Source organism: Mesorhizobium sp. M0816 (assembly GCF_040320005.1).
Taxonomy (GTDB): Bacteria; Pseudomonadota; Alphaproteobacteria; order Rhizobiales; family Rhizobiaceae; genus Mesorhizobium.
Genome location: NZ_JAMYOT010000013.1, coordinates 23,585 through 40,604, shown reverse-complemented (window position 1 = coordinate 40,604; position 17,020 = coordinate 23,585). Strand labels below are relative to the sequence as shown.

General features: G+C 62.4%; 20 protein-coding genes. 15 read left to right on the top strand and 5 right to left on the bottom strand.

Features of this window, described 5'->3' with window-relative positions:
- Positions 1-14 precede the first annotated feature (14 nt).
- Positions 15-1,301, bottom strand: coding sequence for a dihydroorotase (locus NKI17_RS20815; protein WP_352646489.1), 1,287 nt, complete (start codon positions 1,299-1,301; stop codon positions 15-17).
- Positions 1,301-2,263 carry an aspartate carbamoyltransferase catalytic subunit gene (locus tag NKI17_RS20810; RefSeq protein ID WP_023674903.1) on the bottom strand — a complete coding sequence of 321 codons (963 nt, stop codon included), beginning with the start codon at positions 2,261-2,263 and terminating at the stop codon, positions 1,301-1,303. The genes NKI17_RS20815 and NKI17_RS20810 overlap by 1 nt, the downstream gene beginning before the upstream one ends.
- A 155-nt stretch (positions 2,264-2,418) precedes the next feature.
- On the opposite strand from NKI17_RS20810, the gene NKI17_RS20805 reads away from it, so the two are divergent.
- The 3 genes from NKI17_RS20805 to NKI17_RS20795 all read left to right on the top strand — a co-directional run bounded on the left by NKI17_RS20805 (position 2,419) and on the right by NKI17_RS20795 (position 5,072).
- Positions 2,419-4,047 carry a DNA alkylation response protein gene (locus NKI17_RS20805; RefSeq protein ID WP_352455730.1) on the top strand — a complete coding sequence of 543 codons (1,629 nt, stop codon included), beginning with the start codon at positions 2,419-2,421 and terminating at the stop codon, positions 4,045-4,047.
- Between the two features lie 159 nt (positions 4,048-4,206).
- Positions 4,207-4,761, top strand: coding sequence for a hypothetical protein (locus NKI17_RS20800; protein ID WP_352646491.1), 555 nt, complete (start codon positions 4,207-4,209; stop codon positions 4,759-4,761).
- Entirely contained in the window at positions 4,761-5,072 is a 312-nt protein-coding gene (locus tag NKI17_RS20795; RefSeq protein WP_352448794.1) for a DUF6105 family protein, read from the top strand. Before NKI17_RS20800 ends, NKI17_RS20795 begins: the two co-directional genes overlap by 1 nt.
- On the opposite strand, the gene ruvX is transcribed toward NKI17_RS20795, so the two are convergent.
- Positions 5,039-5,524, bottom strand: coding sequence for a Holliday junction resolvase RuvX (gene ruvX / locus NKI17_RS20790; protein ID WP_023674907.1), 486 nt, complete (start codon positions 5,522-5,524; stop codon positions 5,039-5,041). The genes NKI17_RS20795 and ruvX overlap by 34 nt on opposite strands.
- 116 nt (positions 5,525-5,640) lie before the next feature.
- Between ruvX and NKI17_RS20785 the strand changes: the two genes are divergently transcribed.
- From NKI17_RS20785 to NKI17_RS20760, 6 genes are all read left to right on the top strand, one after another.
- Positions 5,641-6,348, top strand: coding sequence for a metal-dependent hydrolase (locus tag NKI17_RS20785; RefSeq protein WP_352620060.1), 708 nt, complete (start codon positions 5,641-5,643; stop codon positions 6,346-6,348).
- Between the two features lie 24 nt (positions 6,349-6,372).
- Entirely contained in the window at positions 6,373-6,789 is a 417-nt protein-coding gene (locus NKI17_RS20780) for a hypothetical protein (RefSeq protein WP_352471669.1), read from the top strand.
- Positions 6,790-6,865: 76 nt separating this feature from the next.
- A complete protein-coding gene (gene gatC, locus NKI17_RS20775) occupies positions 6,866-7,153 on the top strand; it encodes an Asp-tRNA(Asn)/Glu-tRNA(Gln) amidotransferase subunit GatC (protein ID WP_023674910.1) in 288 nt (95 codons plus the stop codon).
- A 7-nt stretch (positions 7,154-7,160) separates the two neighbouring features.
- Entirely contained in the window at positions 7,161-7,619 is a 459-nt protein-coding gene (locus tag NKI17_RS20770; RefSeq protein ID WP_352620059.1) for a GNAT family N-acetyltransferase, read from the top strand.
- Positions 7,619-9,184 carry an amidase gene (locus tag NKI17_RS20765; RefSeq protein WP_352624901.1) on the top strand — a complete coding sequence of 522 codons (1,566 nt, stop codon included), beginning with the start codon at positions 7,619-7,621 and terminating at the stop codon, positions 9,182-9,184. Before NKI17_RS20770 ends, NKI17_RS20765 begins: the two co-directional genes overlap by 1 nt.
- A gap of 29 nt (positions 9,185-9,213) precedes the next feature.
- The gene (locus tag NKI17_RS20760) at positions 9,214-10,008 is read left to right on the top strand and encodes a YdcF family protein (protein WP_023674913.1); all 795 of its coding nucleotides are present in this window, start codon (positions 9,214-9,216) and stop codon (positions 10,006-10,008) included.
- On the opposite strand, the gene NKI17_RS20755 is transcribed toward NKI17_RS20760, so the two are convergent.
- Positions 9,957-10,700, bottom strand: coding sequence for a DUF599 domain-containing protein (locus tag NKI17_RS20755; RefSeq protein ID WP_023674914.1), 744 nt, complete (start codon positions 10,698-10,700; stop codon positions 9,957-9,959). The genes NKI17_RS20760 and NKI17_RS20755 overlap by 52 nt on opposite strands.
- 170 nt (positions 10,701-10,870) lie before the next feature.
- Here NKI17_RS20755 and NKI17_RS20750 point away from each other — a divergent pair, with 170 nt between their 5' ends.
- The 4 genes from NKI17_RS20750 to NKI17_RS20735 all read left to right on the top strand — a co-directional run bounded on the left by NKI17_RS20750 (position 10,871) and on the right by NKI17_RS20735 (position 14,351).
- A complete protein-coding gene (locus NKI17_RS20750; protein ID WP_352906757.1) occupies positions 10,871-12,274 on the top strand; it encodes an L-serine ammonia-lyase in 1,404 nt (467 codons plus the stop codon).
- Between the two features lie 85 nt (positions 12,275-12,359).
- Complete coding sequence (locus tag NKI17_RS20745; protein WP_352697684.1) at positions 12,360-12,797, top strand: DUF1489 family protein; 438 nt, start codon at positions 12,360-12,362, stop codon at positions 12,795-12,797.
- Between the two features lie 124 nt (positions 12,798-12,921).
- On the top strand, positions 12,922-13,653 hold the full coding sequence (locus tag NKI17_RS20740; RefSeq protein ID WP_352593453.1) for a vWA domain-containing protein: 732 nt from the start codon (positions 12,922-12,924) through the stop codon (positions 13,651-13,653).
- A complete protein-coding gene (locus NKI17_RS20735; RefSeq protein WP_352906756.1) occupies positions 13,653-14,351 on the top strand; it encodes a DnaJ domain-containing protein in 699 nt (232 codons plus the stop codon). The genes NKI17_RS20740 and NKI17_RS20735 overlap by 1 nt, the downstream gene beginning before the upstream one ends.
- A 47-nt stretch (positions 14,352-14,398) precedes the next feature.
- Here NKI17_RS20735 and NKI17_RS20730 read toward each other — a convergent pair whose 3' ends face one another.
- The gene (locus NKI17_RS20730) at positions 14,399-15,787 is read right to left on the bottom strand and encodes an SPOR domain-containing protein (RefSeq protein ID WP_352906755.1); all 1,389 of its coding nucleotides are present in this window, start codon (positions 15,785-15,787) and stop codon (positions 14,399-14,401) included.
- Positions 15,788-16,084: 297 nt separating this feature from the next.
- Here NKI17_RS20730 and NKI17_RS20725 point away from each other — a divergent pair, with 297 nt between their 5' ends.
- Both NKI17_RS20725 and clpS read left to right on the top strand, forming a co-directional pair.
- Positions 16,085-16,414, top strand: a complete 330-nt coding sequence (locus tag NKI17_RS20725) for a phasin family protein (protein WP_352471661.1) — start codon at positions 16,085-16,087, stop codon at positions 16,412-16,414.
- A gap of 274 nt (positions 16,415-16,688) precedes the next feature.
- Positions 16,689-17,015, top strand: a complete 327-nt coding sequence (gene clpS, locus NKI17_RS20720; RefSeq protein ID WP_023674921.1) for an ATP-dependent Clp protease adapter ClpS — start codon at positions 16,689-16,691, stop codon at positions 17,013-17,015.
- Positions 17,016-17,020 lie beyond the last annotated feature (5 nt).

The following is a 17,020-nucleotide window of genomic DNA, read 5'->3' as shown; positions in this document are numbered from 1 at the left end:
CGCCTGTTTTCGTCCTAGGCCGAAAACACTGTGCGGCCCGCCACCATCGTTTGCAAGACCTTGCCTTGCAGTCGAGCGCCTTCGAAACAGGTGTTTTTCGAGCGTGAGCGGATGCCGCTCTCGCTGACGACCCATGGCTCGTCCAGATCGACGAGCGAAAGGTCGGCCAATGCCCCCGGTTTCAGCGTGCCGCCGGGCAGGCCGAACAATCTTGCCGGCGCGGTCGACAGTGTCTCGACCAGCCGGAGCAGCGTCACGTCGCCATTGTGATAGAGCCGCAGCGCTGCGCCTAGCAGCGTTTCCAGGCCGATGGCGCCGGCCGCGGCATCGGCAAAGGGAAGGCGCTTGGTGTCGACGTCCTGCGGGTCGTGCGAGGAGACGATGAGATCGATGGTGCCGTCCTTGATCGCTTCGATCATTGCCAGCCGGTCTTCCTCCGCGCGCAGCGGCGGCGTCAGCCGGAAGAAGGTGCGGTACTCGCCGACATCATTCTCGTTGAGCGACAGATTGTGGATCGACACGCCTGATGTGACATTGGCGCCATCGGCTTTCGCGCGTGCTAGCGCGCTTGCCGCCATAGCCGTCGAAATCTTGGCAGCGTGATAGGCGCCGCCGGTCAGCCGAGCCAACGCGAGATCGCGCTCCAGGGGGATCGATTCGGCTTCGCGCGGAATGCCGGCAAGGCCAAGCCAGCTTGCGTAAAGGCCTTCGTTCATCACGCCGGCCGAAGCGAGGTCGGCGTCTTGGGTTTCATGCGCGATGACGCCACCGAAATCGCGCGCATAGGTCAGCGCGCGGCGCATCACCAGCGCGCTGGCAATAGAATGCCGGCCATCGGTGAAGGCGACCGCGCCGGCCTCGCGCAGCAGGCCGAATTCGGTCATCTCGCGGCCTTCCAGCCCCTTGGTGATCGCTGCTGCCGGCAAGATGTTGACGATTGCGGTGTCCTTGGCGGTGCGCAGCACGAACTCGACCAGTGCGACATTGTCGATCACCGGGTCGGTATCGGGCATCATGACGATTGAGGTGACGCCGCCGGCCGCCGCAGCGATGCTCGCCGAAGCAATGGTCTCCCGGTGTTCGCCGCCGGGTTCGCCGATGAAGACGCGCGCGTCGATCAATCCAGGAATGATAGTCTTGCCGGCGCAGTCGATGATGGTGGCGCCTTCGGGCGCGCCCTGGTTCAAAGCCGCCTTGCCGGCGGCAACGATTTTGCGGCCTTCGACGATGACGGTGCCGACCTCATCGATGCCGCGCGACGGGTCGACGATGTGGGCCCGGCTGAAGACCGTTATGCTCATCAGGCGCGGCCCTCGTGGTTTCGACGGGGGTCGAGCAGCGCTTCCATAACCGCCATGCGCACGGCGACGCCCATCTCAACCTGTTCCTGGATAACGCTTTGCGGGCCGTCGGCGATCTCGGAGGCGATCTCGACGCCGCGGTTCATCGGGCCGGGATGCATGACCAGCGCACCGTCCTTGGCCGCCTTCAGCTTCTCCGCGTCGAGGCCGAAATAGCGGAAATATTCGCGCACCGACGGTACGAAAGCGCCTTCCATGCGTTCGCGCTGCAGGCGCAGCATCATCACCACGTCGGCGTCCTTCAGACCCTCGGCCATGGAACGGGTGACGATGACGCCCATCTTCTCGATGCCGGCGGGCAAAAGCGTCGAAGGGGCGACGACCCTGACCTGGGCACCAAGCGCGTTGAGCAGGATGATGTTGGAGCGGGCCACGCGCGAATGCAGGATGTCGCCGCAGATCGCCACGATCAGCTTCGGCAACGGACCCTTGACGCGGCGGATGGTCAGTGCGTCGAGCAGCGCCTGGGTAGGGTGCTCATGGGCGCCGTCGCCGGCATTGACCACCGAACAGCCGACTTTTTGGGCAAGAAGTGCTGCCGCGCCGGCCGATTGATGGCGGATGATCAATATGTCGGGACGCATGGCATTCAGCGTCATCGCCGTATCGATCAGCGTCTCGCCCTTTTTCACCGACGAACTCGCTACGGACATGTTCATGACGTCGGCGCCGAGCCGTTTGCCGGCCAGCTCGAATGACGATTGCGTACGGGTCGAGGCTTCGTAGAAGAGATTGATCTGGGTGCGGCCGCGCAGCGTCGATGTCTTCTTGTCCGACTGCCGCGAGATGGCAACGGCCCTGTCCGCCCGGTCGAGCAGAAGCTCGATGTCGGCAGGGGAAAGATCGCGGATGCCCAGAAGATGGCGGTGGGGATAAAGCGGCAGGGACGATGCGTCGGTCATCTCAAGTCGCTGCTATAGGGGGGAGGCTCCGCGGCTGCAAGCACCGGCTTGGGATTGGATTGGTTCTCCCCGGTATTTTCGTCGCGCGCCGCTGGCCATAGGCTATAAACCGCCTTGGCTTTGGATTCGCAGCCTTCAGGTGATAAGGACGAAGCGTGACTGACGACGTGACCAACCAGCCGCCGCCGCTGGCCGGCGGCAACGCCTGGCGGGGCGATCCGTTGCTTATCCAGCTTGCCGAGCGCTTTTCCGATCCGGTGCGCAAGGACCTCGACGGGCTTGGCCGTTTCGTTCTGACCCATGAGGCGCAGGAACTGGCCCGTCTTGCCAATGTCGAGATGCCGAAGCTCAGGACCCATGACCGCCAGGGCCGGCGCATCGACCAGGTCGAGTTCCATCCCGCCTATCACGCGCTCATGCGCCGCTCTGTTGCCAACGGGCTGCATTCGTCGGTCTGGGAGAATGGCGACGCCGAGATCGGCCGCCGCCACCAGGTGCGCGCTGCACGCTTTTACCTCACGGCTGAGCTCGAGACCGGACATCTCTGCCCGATCACCATGACCAGCGCTTCGCTGGCAGCGCTGATGGCCAGCCCGAAGCTGTTTCGCGAATGGGCGCCTCGGGTGACGACGCGCAAATACGATCAAAGCCAAAAGCCTCCGGTCGAAAAAGCCGGGCTGACGCTCGGCATGGGCATGACCGAGAAGCAAGGCGGCACCGATGTCCGTGCCAACGTCACCAGGGCCGAGCGCGCCGGCAGCGGGTTTTATCGCCTGACCGGCCACAAATGGTTCATGTCGGCGCCGATGTCGGATGCCTTCCTGGTGCTCGGACAGGTGCCAGAGGGACTGTCGTGCTTTCTCGTTCCCCGCCTGCTCGGCGACGGATCCGGCAACGGCTTCCGTTTTCAACGGCTGAAGGACAAGCTCGGCAACCGATCCAATGCCTCGTCGGAGGTGGAATTCGTCAATGCCATCGGCGAGATGGTCGGCGAGCCCGGCGCGGGCGTGAAGACGATCATGGACATGGTGACCCTGACGCGGCTCGACTGTGCCGTCGCCTCGTCGGCGATCATGCGGGCCGGACTGGCCGAGGCCGTCCACCACACGCGGCACCGCAAGGTGTTTGGAACCAATCTGATCGAGCAGCCGCTGATGCAGCGTGTGCTGGCCGATATGGCGCTCGACGTTGCCGCCGCTACCGCGCTGTCGTTCCGGCTGGCGCGCTCCTTCGACGAGGCGGCCGGCGACCGCGGCGAGGCGGCCTTCGCCCGCGCCATGACGCCGGTCGTCAAATACTGGGTCTGCAAGATTGCGCCGCCGCTGCTCTATGAAGCGATGGAGTGCCTCGGCGGCAATGGCTATGTCGAGGAGGGGCCGCTCGCCCGCTACTATCGCGAAGCTCCGGTCAACGCGATCTGGGAGGGATCCGGCAACGTCATGGCGCTCGACGTGCTACGTGTGCTGGGGCGTGCACCCGGCCTGTTCGATGACGTGCTGGCCGGCATCGACCGCGATCTCGGCGCCGGCGGACGCGGCACCGTCGGCGTGCTCAAGGCGGCAATGCAGGTCGCTGCAACCGACGAGGGCTCGGCGCGGCTCTTGACCGAGCAATTGGCATTGTCGGCGGCGGCAGCAGAGCTTCGCAGGCTGGGGGCAGGGCGGATCGCCGACGCCTTCGTCGAAACGCGCCTCGCCGGCCAGTGGCGCAATACCTATGGCATGATCGATTCCCGCCATGATGCGCGCATGATCATCGATACGCTCTACCCGCCGATCAACTAAGGGCCGTCGCCCAATTCGCTGCCGCTCTCGCGACCCTGTGGATGGCCGTTAACCTTAACGAATGGTTTCCATTGCGGCGGCCGGTGGCAAAGCCCAGTGTTATGGTTAAGGCAAGGATTGTTCAGCTTGAGCGGCTTTGCCCTGCGAAGCAGGAGCGTCATGCGGCATATTCTGAGCTCTTTTCTGGCATTGCATTGGGCGGCCGTTTTCGCCCTGCTGGCGTTCATTTGCATCGACGGGAATCGAGGCGTGGCGACGGCCCTTGGCGTACTGGGCGTTCCCGTCCAGAACACTCGATTTGCCGATCTCGAAAACGCCGTCGTTGTGGCGCCGCTCGCCGTGGCACTGCTTGTCGTCGCGGTGCTGTTCTGCTGGGCCTTTGTTGAAGCACTGACCAGCGACACGACCAACCCGGATCCCGCCGATAGCGTCATGCGAATCGCCTTCATTTCCGCCTTGGGCGTGCTGTCGCTGATCGTCATCGGCGGCGCCGCGCAAGGCATCAATGGGCTGTTCATGATTGTCGCGGTGCAATTGGCGGCACTTCTGGCGTCCTATGTCGCGATGCTCGCGGAGCGGCGGTCGACCGTTGCCGCGGCAGTTCCAGGGACCGGCGAAATCCGAGCGGCCGCGCATGTCATGGCCAAGGCAGCGGCGCATAATTCCTCGCTTGCCCGCATTTCCGGCCGGCTGGATTCGAGGGATGACCGCTGATGCGCACCTTGTTCGCGCTGTGGGCGGCTCCGCTCCTCTTGTTTTGGGGCTGGTTCTTTCTGTCGCTCAACGACATCAATTTCGGCTATGTCATCCTGAGCCGCCAATTACACGATCTCGTCTTCCAGCTCTATGGACAGATGCTCGGCGTTGATCCGGCGCTTATTCCGGGCATGGTGGCGAAAGCTTGCGTGTTCGATGGGCTGCTGCTGGTGGCGTTCTGGGCATTTCGCCGCCGCAAGGCGATTGGTGGCTGGATCACGGCGATGCGCAACCGCTATTTCGACCAGGCATCGACGCCGAGCGCCTGAAGCCGGTCGAGAACACCTTGGAGGATAAAAGCGGCCGCCGCAGAATCGATCTTGCCGGCGCGTTTCTTGCGGGAAAAATCCATCTCGATCAGCGTCCGCTCGGCCGCCACCGTCGACAGCCGTTCGTCCCAAAAGAGGAAGGGCAGATCGGTCAATCCAGCCATGTTGCGCACGAAAGCGCGGGATTTTTGGGCGCGCGGGCCTTCGGAGCCGTCCATGTTGATGGGGAGGCCGATCACCACGGCGCCGGCATTTTCCTTCTGTAGCAGAGCGAGCAGCACTGCGGCATCGAGCGAGAATTTCCTGCGCATGATGACAGGGCGCGGGTGGGCGAACGACAAGCCGCGGTCGGAAACCGCCACGCCGATTGTCTTGTCGCCGAGGTCGAGACCGGCCAGGGTCTTGCCGCCGCCAAGCCGGGCCGGCAACTCCTCGATGGTGATGATGCCCAACGGCTTTTCCTTTGACCGCGACGCCGCACGTCCTATACGCGCAAAGCGTGCGCGGCACTTTAATTTCGCCGTCGGCGTTCTATCCTCTACCGAAGCAAAAATCGAGGAAAGCATTGATGAAACTGACCTGGTACGGACATTCGGCATTCCGAATCGAAATCGAAGGCGCGAAAATCCTCATCGACCCCTATCTGGTCGGCAATCCGTCATGGACGGGCGGCTGGGAAGGGCCGGCCGAAGGGATCACGCACGTGTTGCTCACCCATGGCCACAGCGACCACATCAGCGGCGCCATCGAAGTGCTCAAGAAGAGCGGCGCGATGCTGGTCGCCAATTTCGAGATTTGCATGTACCTGGTCGGCAAGGGCGTCGGTGACAAGCAGATCAATCCCGGCAATATCGGCGGCACCGTCGATTGCGGCGGCTTCACCACCACCTTCGTTCAGGCTCTGCATTCATCGTCCTTTCCGGGCGAGGGTGGCCAGAATACCTATCTCGGCAATCCTGGTGGGCTCGTCCTGCACTTTCCCGAGGACAAGACGCTTTATCATATGGGCGACACCGACATTTTTTCCGACATGGCGCTGATCAACGAGTTGCACGAACCGAAGATCGGCATCGTGCCGATCGGCGACCGCTTCACCATGGGTGGCGCGGTAGCAGCCCTTGCCTGCCAGCGTTTCTTCAAGTTCGAGACGGTCGTTCCCGCTCACTTCGGCACATTTCCGATGATCGATCAGACCGCCGACAAATTCGTGGCCGGGCTGGATGGATCGGGTGTGAAAGTTGCGTTGCCGAAGATCGGCGAGACGATTACGGTGTAAAGAAAGCCGGTCCGGAACGATACGATGCGCTTGAGAAATTCTCTTTGCATTTCCATGCTGGTTGCCGCGTCGCCGACGCTGGCCGCGGAAAATTTCATCGAGGGCGTCTATCTGCAATCGGAGGACCTCTGCGCGCAGGCCAAAAAGGATACGCTGCAGACGGTGATCGAGGGCGGCAATATCGTGCTGTCGGCAAATGGCCTGGAAAGCATCGAATATAATTGTGAATTCCTGCAGATCACCAAAGCGACACGCTCACCAAGCTGGGCGGTGACCGCTATATGCCAGGAGCCGGGCTACGTCTTTCCCGATGTTCTCTCACTGACACAGATGAGCCCGAAGCAGATCGACTTGGTATCGGTTCGGCCTGCCGCCGACGAAGGCGAGCAGAGCGGCAACGGCGGCAGTTATTTCCTCTGCGACGGCGTGGCGATGCCATAGGGCAGTTGAAGGCACGATGCATGTTGCGCGGCACGCGCCGCGCCGCTATAGCGCTGGTTTTCCCCGAGGCACAAACATGTCCGTTGATATAAAAACCGTGAAGCGCGTCGCGCATCTTGCCCGTATTGCGGTGAGCGAGGAGGATGCAGAGCGCATGACCGGCGAATTGAACGCCATTTTGGGCTTTGTCGAGCAGTTGAACGAGGTCGATGTTTCCGGCGTCGAGCCGATGACCTCGGTCACGCCGATGGCAATGAAAAAGCGCCAGGACGTCGTCACCGACGGCGGCAAGGCAGCCGACATCGTCGCCAATGCACCGGCGACCGAAGAGAATTTCTTCCTTGTGCCTAAGGTCGTGGAGTAGCTGGCCGATGGCAATCGAGATCGCCACGGAGACGCCGCTGCAGGACGATGTGCGTGGGCTGGTCGAGGAGCTCAACGCCACATTGCTGGAGCTGACGCCGCCGGAGCATTGCTACCATTTGACGGTCGAGCAGATGGCGGACCGCGACACGACCGTCTTCATCGCCCGCGACAACGGCCTTGCCATCGGTTGCGGCGCACTGAAGCGCCACGATGCTGTCGTAGGCGAGGTCAAGCGCATGTATACGCGACCTTCGCATCGCGGCCACAAGATCGGCGCGAAGATTGTCGAGCGTATCGAGGCGCTGGCGCGCCAAGAAGGGCTTAAGCGTCTGGTGCTGGAGACGGGCGACCGTCATCCCGCCGCCTGGACCGTCTACGAACGCGCCGGTTTTTCGCGTTGCGGCCCGGTACTGGATTATCCCGATTCCGAGTGGTCGGTGTTTTACGAAAAGAGCCTTGCCTGATGAGCGACCTTACCCAGCTGACGATTTCGCAGGCCCGCGCCAAATTGCGCTCCAGGGAGATCACCGCCACCGAAATCACCGAGGCTTATCTATCGGCGGTCGAGCGAGCCAATCCGGCGCTCAATGCCTACGTCGTGGTCACCGACGACAAGGCGCGCGACATGGCCAAGGCCTCCGACGCGAAACTGGCCAAGGGCGAGGGCGAGTCGCTCGAGGGTATCCCGCTCGGCATCAAGGATTTGTTCGGCACCGAAGGTGTCCACACCCAGGCCTGCAGCCATGTGCTGGATGGCTTCAAGCCGCGCTATGAATCGACTATCACCGCCAATCTTTGGGCGGATGGCGCCGTCATGCTCGGCAAGCTCAACATGGACGAGTTCGCCATGGGCTCGTCCAACGAGACCTCGTATTACGGGCCGGTCATCAACCCGTGGCGGCGTTCGCGCCTCGACACGGTGGTGATGCCGACGACGCATCAGGGCGAGGGCGGCTTCGTTTCGGCGGGCGGCACCAGGACCGCGCGCACGTTGGACAATGCCCAACTGGTGCCGGGCGGTTCGTCCGGTGGCTCCGCATCAGCGGTCTCGGCCTTCCTGTGCGCCGGCGCCACCGCCACCGATACCGGCGGCTCGATCCGCCAGCCCGCCGCCTTCACTGGCACAGTCGGCATCAAGCCGACCTATGGCCGCTGCTCGCGCTGGGGGATCGTAGCCTTCGCCTCGTCGCTCGACCAGGCCGGGCCGATCGCGCGCGACGTGCGCGATGCCGCGATCCTGTTGAAGTCGATGGCTTCGGTCGACCCGAAGGACACGACGTCCGTTGACCTGCCGGTGCCGGACTACGAGGCGGCGATCGGCCGCCCGATCAGGGGCATGAAGGTCGGCATTCCCAAGGAATATCGTGTCGACGACATGCCCGCGGAGATTGAGGCGCTGTGGCAGAAAGGCATTGCCTGGCTGCGGGATGCTGGTGCCGAGATCGTCGATATCTCGCTGCCGCACACCAAATATGCGCTGCCGGCCTATTACATCGTGGCGCCGGCCGAAGCCTCGTCCAACCTCGCTCGTTACGACGGCGTCCGCTATGGGTTGCGCGTGCCCGGCAAGGACATTGTCGACATGTATGAAAAGACCCGCGCCGCCGGCTTCGGGCGTGAGGTCAAGCGCCGCATCATGATCGGCACCTATGTGCTTTCCGCCGGCTATTACGATGCCTACTATCTGCAGGCGCAGAAAGTTCGCAACCTGATCAAGCGCGATTTCGAAAATGTGTTCGCAGCAGGCGTCGACGTCATCCTGACGCCGGCAACGCCTTCCGCTGCCTTCGGCATCGCCGACGAGGACATGGCCGCCGACCCGGTCAAGATGTATCTCAACGACATTTTTACGGTGACGGTGAACATGGCCGGCTTGCCCGGCATAGCGGTTCCAGCCGGGCTCGACGCCAAGGGGCTGCCGCTCGGCCTGCAGCTGATCGGCCGGCCCTTCGACGAGGAAACGCTGTTCCAGACCGCCCATGTCATCGAACAGGCGGCGGGCACATTTCAGCCGGAAAAATGGTGGTAGGATCGTTTCTCATCTTGAGGGGGTGAGGGATGTTCTTCTATGTCTCCAAGGTTCTCGGGTTCTTCGTCGAGCCGTTGAATCTCGCGATCTTCCTGCTGCTGGCGGGGCTGATCGCGGCGATGTTCGGGCGGCGACGGTTGGCGACCGCCGGCAGCGCTCTTGCCTTCCTCATTCTGGCGGTTTCGATATGGAGCCCGCTCGGCCCCATGATGCTCAATCGGCTGGAGGAACGCTTCCCCAGGCCGCCGCTGCCGGAAAAGGTTGACGGTATCATAGTGCTTGGCGGCAGTCTGGATGGCGCCGTCAATCTGGTGCGTGGCGGCTATGAAATGAACTCCAGCGGCGACCGGATGGTCGAGGCGGCCGTGCTGGCGCGGCGGTTCCCGACAGCGAAAGTCGTTATCTCCGGTGGCAGCATCGAAACGTTCCGCGGCGGCGAAGGCGATGCAGATACCGCGCCGCGTTTTTTTGCCGCTTTCGGCGTGGCGGCCGATCGGCTGATCCTCGAGAACAAATCCCGCAACACCTACGAGAACGCTGTCTTTACCAGGGAACTGGTGACGCCGAAACCGGGCGAGACCTGGTTGCTGGTGACCTCGGCCTTCCACATGCCACGCGCCAAGGCGCTGTTCGACAAAGCCGGTTTTTCGACCGTTCCGTGGCCGGTCGACTATCGCACTTCCGGCAAGGAAAGCATCGGCACCTTGCCTTATCCCGGCGACTGGCTGGAGGTCACCACTGTTGCGATCCGCGAATGGATAGGGCTCACCGCTTATTGGCTGTCGGGCCGCATCGATCGGCCTTTCCCCGGACCGGGCGGCTGACCGAGCACCGCCTGCCGCGCCGCCGAGAAAAACTGGCGGCGCACCAGTACCGCCAGAAGCAGCAGCGTCGATAGCACGAAGACGGTGGGATCGACGAACCAACCAAGATAGCCGATCGAGAAGAACACGCCGCGCAGGCCCGAATTGAAATGCTTTCCGGCCAGCATGTTCATGCGCGCGGCACGCCACACCGCCGTTTCGGTGACCGGATTGCGCGACGCCTCGCCATGTGGAATCGGCACGGCGCCGATCAGGATCGAGCAATAGTTGAACAGCCGGTAAGCCCAGCCGAACTTGAAGAAGGAAAAGGCCAGGATCAGCACCAGCCCGAACACCTTCGTCTGGAAGGCCGCGCGTGAGGACGTGGCGCCAAACGGCAGGTCGCTCAGCACGGTCAGAACCTGATCGGAGGCGCCGAGCAGGGCAAAACAGCCGCCGATCGCAATCAGCGAACTGGAGGCAAAGAAGGCGGTCCCCTGTTGCAGCCCGCTCATGATAGCGGTGTCGACGATGCGGATCTCGCGTTCGGCCATGGTCCGCATCCAGGCCTCGCGCTGCGCGTTCATAGCCCTCGTCAGCGACATGCGGCTGACCAGCATTCCGTCGGCGGCGAGCGTATGCAGCACCCACGCGGTAAGGAAGAACCCCAGCGCCGCAAGGTCGGCCGTCGATAGATGAAAGGAATCGCTCATGCGTTGCTTTTACCACAGGCGGAGGGGGCGCTTCGATGGTCGAAGCTGGAATGTCGCTGCCGGAGCAAACGAGGTCGGCAGGCGCAGCGCGGCGGTCTTTAAAACAGCGGAAAACATCATGGGAATTCCTATATGTAGACCTCAACAGGGTCCCAGGAGAAAACGCCCACGTGTTCCTTTCGGTTTTCGACTTGTTCAAGATCGGCATCGGCCCATCGAGTTCGCACACGATGGGGCCGATGACGGCCGCGCGGCGGTTTCTCGACGAGATTGCGGGAGACGACTGGCCGCGCCCGGCCGGCGCCAAGGTCGACCGGATCGCGGCCAGCCTGCATGGCTCGCTCGCCTATACCGGCATCGGCCATGGCTCCGATCGTGCCGTGGTGCTCGGCCTCGCCGGCCAGACGCCGCAGACGGTGGATCCCGACCTAGCAGACGGCATCGTCGCTCGCATCGCCGCCGAGAAGCGGATTTCGCCGCCCGGCCATTCGTCCTACCGTTTCGACCCGGCAACGGATCTTGTGCTGGATCGCAAGACGCCACTGCCGGGTCACGCCAACGGCATGGCCTTCTCTGCCTATGATGCCGGCGACCGGTTGCTGCTGAGGCGCGTCTACTATTCGATCGGCGGCGGCTTTGTCGTTTCTGAGGAAGAATTGCAGCGGATGAAGGCGAGGGGCTCGGCGACAACCGAAGGCAAGAAGGTTCCATATCCGTTCAAGAACGCCGTCGAAATGCTGTCCATGGCAGCGAAAAGCGGGCTTTCCATTGCCGAGATGAAGCGCGTCAACGAGGAGACGCAGATGTCGCGCGGGGAGCTCGACGCCGGCCTCGACGGCATCTGGAGCGCCATGAAGGGCTGCATCGAGCGCGGCCTGTCGCAAGACGGCATCATGCCGGGCGGACTCAAGGTGCGCCGCCGTGCCCGGATGCTGCACGACAAGCTGCAGGAGCAATGGCAGCAGAACCGGCCCAACCCGCTGCTCGCCAACGACTGGCTGTCGATCTATGCGATGGCGGTCAATGAGGAGAACGCTGCCGGCGGCCGTGTCGTCACCGCGCCAACCAATGGGGCGGCCGGCACTCTGCCCGCAGTGCTGCGCTACTGGTTGCATTTCCATCCCGAAGCCGACCAGCCCAGCATCCGCGATTTCCTGCTGACGGCGGCGGCCGTCGGCGGCATCATCAAAACCAATGCTTCGATCTCGGGGGCGGAAGTCGGCTGCCAAGGCGAGGTCGGTTCGGCTTCGGCAATGGCTGCGGCGGGATTGTGCGCCGTCATGGGCGGCACGCCCGAGCAGGTCGAGAATGCTGCCGAGATCGCGCTGGAACATCATCTCGGCATGACCTGCGATCCGGTCGGCGGGCTGGTGCAGGTGCCGTGTATCGAGCGCAACGCGCTTGGTGCCGTCAAGGCGGTGACCGCCGCTTCGCTGGCCATCAAGGGCGACGGCGTTCATTTCGTGCCGCTCGATGCCGCGATCGAGACGATGCGCCAGACCGGCCTCGACATGAACGAAAAGTACAAGGAAACCAGCCTTGGCGGATTGGCAGTCAATGTCGTGGAGTGCTGAGCGCCAATCTGGCGGCCTGGACCACCACTGTGGAGAAGTCGATCAGGCCGTTGACGCGTTCGCGTGCTGGACTAAACCTTAAACGATGTCTCTCAATCTCATAAAGCTTTGCGTCGGCTGTGACAGCGTCGAGGATCTGGAAGAGTGGATTGCCTTCCGTCTCGACGAGCCGCGCCGCGCCGGCGAACCGGCCGAGCACTACCACACCACCCGCATGGTGCCGACGCGTGGCGCCGAGATTACCGGCGGCGGCTCGCTCTACTGGGTGATCAAGGGCAATGTCCAATGCCGCCAGCTGATCACCGAAATCCGGCCCTTCACCGATGACGAGGGCATCGGCCGTTGCCATCTGATCCTCGATCCCGAGGTCGTGCGCACTGACTGGCAACCGCGCCGTGCATTCCAGGGGTGGCGCTACCTGAAGCCGGCGGACGCGCCGGCCGATCTCGGCAAGGGCAAAGCCGGGCTGATCGAGATGCCGCCGAAGCTCAGGCGTGAGCTTGCCGATCTCGGCCTGCTCTGACGCCAAGAAACGCAACGCCAAGACCACCAGCCGAAGCGTTGTCCGCAGGTGCCATCATCACCGGTCCTCCAGGTCGCCTCATCTGGGCTTGCAAGCCGGGGAACAACGCCACATCTTGAATGTCATGAGCGACAAGAAGCAGCCCGTGTCTGCAAAGGCCAATCCTGCGCCGGTCGAGTCTCAATCGAGCACCGGCGAGATCGACGCGTTTCTCCGTCAGGCAAGGACGCTCGCTGCATCCGCCACCGGTTCAGGTAGGCTGATCCTGTCCCTCGACGCGACGATGAGCCGCCAGCCGACCTGGGATCTCGCCTGTGCGCTGCAGGCCGAGATGTTCGACGCCGTCGGCAAGGCCGGGGCGCTCAAGGTTCAACTTGTCTATTTTCGCGGCCTTGGCGAGTGCCGCTCGTCCGCATTCGTCACCGATACCGAAGCTCTGAAACAGCTGATGACGCGCATCGACTGCCGCAGCGGCCATACCCAGATCGGCAAGGTGCTCGCCCATGCGCTGAAACAGACGGCGGCGGCCAAGGTCAACGCGCTGGTCTATATCGGCGACGCGATGGAAGAAAACATAGATGATCTGGCCGAAAAGGCCGGCAGCCTCGGTCTGCACGGCGTTCCTGTCTTCGTCTTTCAGGAGGGCCATGATGCCGCTGCGGAAAAGGCGTTCAAGGAAATTGCGCGGCTGTCGAAAGGGGCCTGGTTCCGGTTCGATCGGCGGGCTGCCGCGACGTTGGCCGGCCTGCTTTCGTCTGTCGCCGTGTTTGCGACCGGCGGGCTGAAAGCACTGGAGGCCCGGGGCAGGCCGGAGGATCGGCTGATGATCGAGCATATGCGGGGCGGCGGAAACTGATGGGCGCGATTATCGCTTTCGTAGCATTGCTTCTGGTGTTTCTCGGCACGGTCACTGTCTTCCTGCGCGCCGATCCGGCGAAGCTTGCAGGCGGCATGAGGACGCTTGGACCTGTGCTGCTCGGGCTGGTCGGCGTCGCCGTGCTGCTGGTCGGGCGCGAGGGCATCGGCGGCTTGATCCTGTCGGCTGCGCTCGCCTGGTACGGCTCCATGCGCATGAATCGGCCGGCGGCAAAACTGACACCAGGCAAGCGTTCCACAGTTCGTACGGCGGCGCTTGAGATGGAACTCGATCACGATACCGGCGGCCTCGAGGGCCTTGTGCTGGCTGGGCGCCATGAAGGCAAGATGCTTGGCTCGATGGGGCTTGCCGAATTGCAGCAACTCTATCGCGAACTCTCCGGCGATCCGGAGAGCCGCCAATTGCTAGAGACGTATCTTGACGGCAGATTTCCCATCTGGCGCAAAGACGCTGATGCGAATGGTGGCGAAGGGCTGGGTGTTGCGCCAGGTTCTGGCGCCATGACTAAGGAGGAGGCCTACAAGATCCTTGGTCTTGAAGCGGGGGCTGCCGCGGCGGATGTCCGCAAGGCGCACCGCCGCCTGATGCAGCGCCTGCACCCCGATATCGGTGGCACGTCTTTCCTGGCGGCGCGGATCAATGAAGCCAAGGACGTCTTGCTCTCCAATCACAACTAGTCTCCTTCGACGCAGAACTTCGGGAAAGATATCGTTTCGCGCGCCGCTTACTGCTGGACGGCGTAGCACTCGATCTTCTTCTTTTTCAAAGCGTTGCAGGCTTTCCAGGCAGCCGTCTTCGAACCGAAACCACCGAACCGGGCGCGGTAGTAGGTGACACCGTCCTTGTCGAAGGCGACGGTGAAACCGGAGGCATCGGTCAGAACGGAGGGCGCCTGCTTCGTCGCCTTGTCGAGGAAAGCCTTCGCTTCGGCCTGTTTTGGCGAAGAGGCGACCTGTATTGCCCAGCCGGATGGCACCGACGCCGTGCTGACCGGATCGACCTCTGCCGCCGGTTCGGCATAGGCTGCGGCGACCCGGGCTGTCGCCACGTCGTCCACCGTCGACACAGCCGTCGTCTTGACCCTCTTGGCCTGAACGACCGGAGCGGTCTCTTCAACGACGGGCGCATTTTCCTCGACAAGAGAGGCAACGGCATCGTCGTCCGGCTTACTGTCCGGTGTCGGCGCGTCATGCTTCGGTAGAAGCACCTTGGCCAAGGCTGAAATCGGATTGCCGCCGCCGGCCTTGGCAATCAGCACGCCGCCGCCGCGCGACGACGCCTGCGGCATGTAGGCATTGATCAACCCGGCCATCTGGCTGTCGCGGCTGCCGCCGGACCTGCCGCCCATGACCACCGCTACGATGCGCCGATCGCCATCCGAGACCGAGGAGACCAGATTGTAACCGGAGGCGCGGGTGTAACCGGTCTTGATGCCGTCGACGCCCTTGATGCGTCCGAGCAGACGATTGTGGCCGTTGATGCGCTGCCGCCCGTAAAGAAAGGAGCGCTGCGAGAAATAGCCGTAATATTGCGGGAAATGCTCTCTCAGGGCGATGCCGAGCATCGCCATGTCGCGCGCGGTCGTGAACTGGCCGGGATCAGGCAAGCCGTTGGCGTTGCGGAAAACGGTTCCCCTCATGCCCAGCGCCCGCGCCTTGGCGGTCATCATGCGGGCGAAATTGGCTTCATTGCCGCCAAGCATCTCGCCAAGCGCCGTTGCGGAATCGTTTGCCGATTTGGTCACCATCGACAGGATCGCGGTCTCGACCGTGACCGAGCCGCCCCGCTTGACGCCGAGCTTCGTCGGCGGTTCGGCAGCGGCATTGGCCGAGAACACGACCGGGGAATTCTTGCTGATCCTGCCCTTCGCCAACGCCTCGAACGTCAGATAGAGCGTCATCATCTTGGTAAGCGAAGCCGGATAGCGCCGGCCATCGGCATCCGACGAATAAAGCACCTTGCCGGTCTTGGCATCGATGACGATGGCCGCCGACTTGGCCGCCATGGATGAAGCCGCGTCCGCGACGACGAAGCTCATCGCCATGGCGAGGATCATGATCGTTTTGAAGGGGGACGCGGATTTGGAAACGAAGCCCGACAACGCCTTACGCACTGATAGTTCCTTTGAATTTCCGTTGCCTTGGAGGCGGCAAAGGGTCCTGCCTCACCTCCGGCCACGCTAACGCGGGCAGCGTTACCAATCCGTTTATGGTAACCGCCGCGTTCACCATTTTCTGTGGGATTGAGCTTCGCTTTATTCGAATCTTAGCGATTGCCGGCAGCTCACGATCCGCATTGCCGCGGGAATCTTGACTTTGTGCACTGCACAATATATTTACACGCATTGCACAACGCGGCCCGGACAAGCCGCGTCTATCGTCCAAGGCAACCGTTCAAGGGAATGCGTGAAATGACCCAGACCTATGAAGATTTCAGCAAATACGGCAAGGAATTTGCGGACACCGGATTGAAGAGCTTCGCCTCGCTGTCCAAGGGTGCGCAGGCTATCGCCGCCGAGGCGGGCGAGTACACCAAGAAAAGCTTCGAAGCCGGTAGCGCCGCTGTTGAGAAGCTCTTTTCCGCCAAGTCGCTGGACAAGGCGATCGATATCCAGTCCGACTATGCCAAGCAGTCCTATGAGAGCTTCGTCACCGAAGCCACCAAGCTTGGCGATCTCTATGCCGAACTCGCCAAGGAAGCCTACAAGCCGTTCGAATCGATCGTCGCCAAGGCGAAGTAAATTCGACGAACATTCCGAGCCGGCCCCTGGGCTTGCAAAGACAGACCCGGTCGCGAACGCGCGGCCGGGTTTTTTCATGCCAGCTCGAAATCGGGGGCCTGCGGTCTTCACGATTTGAAAAATCGGTCAAGTTTGGCCACCTAGCCATATTGTCAGCTAAACAGAAGGGCTTAAAATCGTCCATCGAACACCTACATGTCGAGCATGCATGAGGATTCGAAAGAGGCAGGACTACGTGACTACAGGTTTGACTGCCACGAGCTACGTGGTGCGAATGCAGAACGGCAGCAACGGCAATGAGGCCGGTCGCGGCACGGCCGTCATCACGCGCACAAAAACCAAGACCAAGAAGCCCAGTCTGTATCGGGTCCTCATTCTTAACGACGACTACACACCCATGGAATTCGTGGTCCACGTGCTGGAGCGCTTTTTCCAGAAGGACCGCGAAGCCGCCACACGCATAATGCTTCATGTTCACAATCATGGGGTGGGCGAGTGCGGGGTCTATACATTCGAGGTGGCCGAGACCAAAGTGGCTCAGGTCATGGATTTCGCCCGACAGAATCAGCATCCGCTGCAATGCGTGATGGAGAAGAAGTGAGGTAA

Excerpts from the sequence above, each read along its gene's own strand:
- NKI17_RS20785 (WP_352620060.1), top strand. The coding sequence starts at position 5,641 with ATGAAACTGACCTGGTACGGACATTCGGCATTCCGAATCGAAATCGAA.
- NKI17_RS20800 (WP_352646491.1), top strand. The coding sequence starts at position 4,207 with ATGCGGCATATTCTGAGCTCTTTTCTGGCATTGCATTGGGCGGCCGTT.
- NKI17_RS20755 (WP_023674914.1), bottom strand. The coding sequence starts at position 10,700 with ATGAGCGATTCCTTTCATCTATCGACGGCCGACCTTGCGGCGCTGGGG.
- NKI17_RS20740 (WP_352593453.1), top strand. The coding sequence starts at position 12,922 with ATGAGCGACAAGAAGCAGCCCGTGTCTGCAAAGGCCAATCCTGCGCCG.
- NKI17_RS20725 (WP_352471661.1), top strand. The coding sequence starts at position 16,085 with ATGACCCAGACCTATGAAGATTTCAGCAAATACGGCAAGGAATTTGCG.
- NKI17_RS20780 (WP_352471669.1), top strand. The coding sequence starts at position 6,373 with ATGCGCTTGAGAAATTCTCTTTGCATTTCCATGCTGGTTGCCGCGTCG.
- NKI17_RS20745 (WP_352697684.1), top strand. The coding sequence starts at position 12,360 with ATGTCTCTCAATCTCATAAAGCTTTGCGTCGGCTGTGACAGCGTCGAG.
- clpS (WP_023674921.1), top strand. The coding sequence starts at position 16,689 with ATGCAGAACGGCAGCAACGGCAATGAGGCCGGTCGCGGCACGGCCGTC.
- NKI17_RS20765 (WP_352624901.1), top strand. The coding sequence starts at position 7,619 with ATGAGCGACCTTACCCAGCTGACGATTTCGCAGGCCCGCGCCAAATTG.
- NKI17_RS20810 (WP_023674903.1), bottom strand. The coding sequence starts at position 2,263 with ATGACCGACGCATCGTCCCTGCCGCTTTATCCCCACCGCCATCTTCTG.
- NKI17_RS20770 (WP_352620059.1), top strand. The coding sequence starts at position 7,161 with ATGGCAATCGAGATCGCCACGGAGACGCCGCTGCAGGACGATGTGCGT.
- NKI17_RS20815 (WP_352646489.1), bottom strand. The coding sequence starts at position 1,301 with ATGAGCATAACGGTCTTCAGCCGGGCCCACATCGTCGACCCGTCGCGC.
- NKI17_RS20735 (WP_352906756.1), top strand. The coding sequence starts at position 13,653 with ATGGGCGCGATTATCGCTTTCGTAGCATTGCTTCTGGTGTTTCTCGGC.
- NKI17_RS20795 (WP_352448794.1), top strand. The coding sequence starts at position 4,761 with ATGCGCACCTTGTTCGCGCTGTGGGCGGCTCCGCTCCTCTTGTTTTGG.
- NKI17_RS20760 (WP_023674913.1), top strand. The coding sequence starts at position 9,214 with ATGTTCTTCTATGTCTCCAAGGTTCTCGGGTTCTTCGTCGAGCCGTTG.
- gatC (WP_023674910.1), top strand. The coding sequence starts at position 6,866 with ATGTCCGTTGATATAAAAACCGTGAAGCGCGTCGCGCATCTTGCCCGT.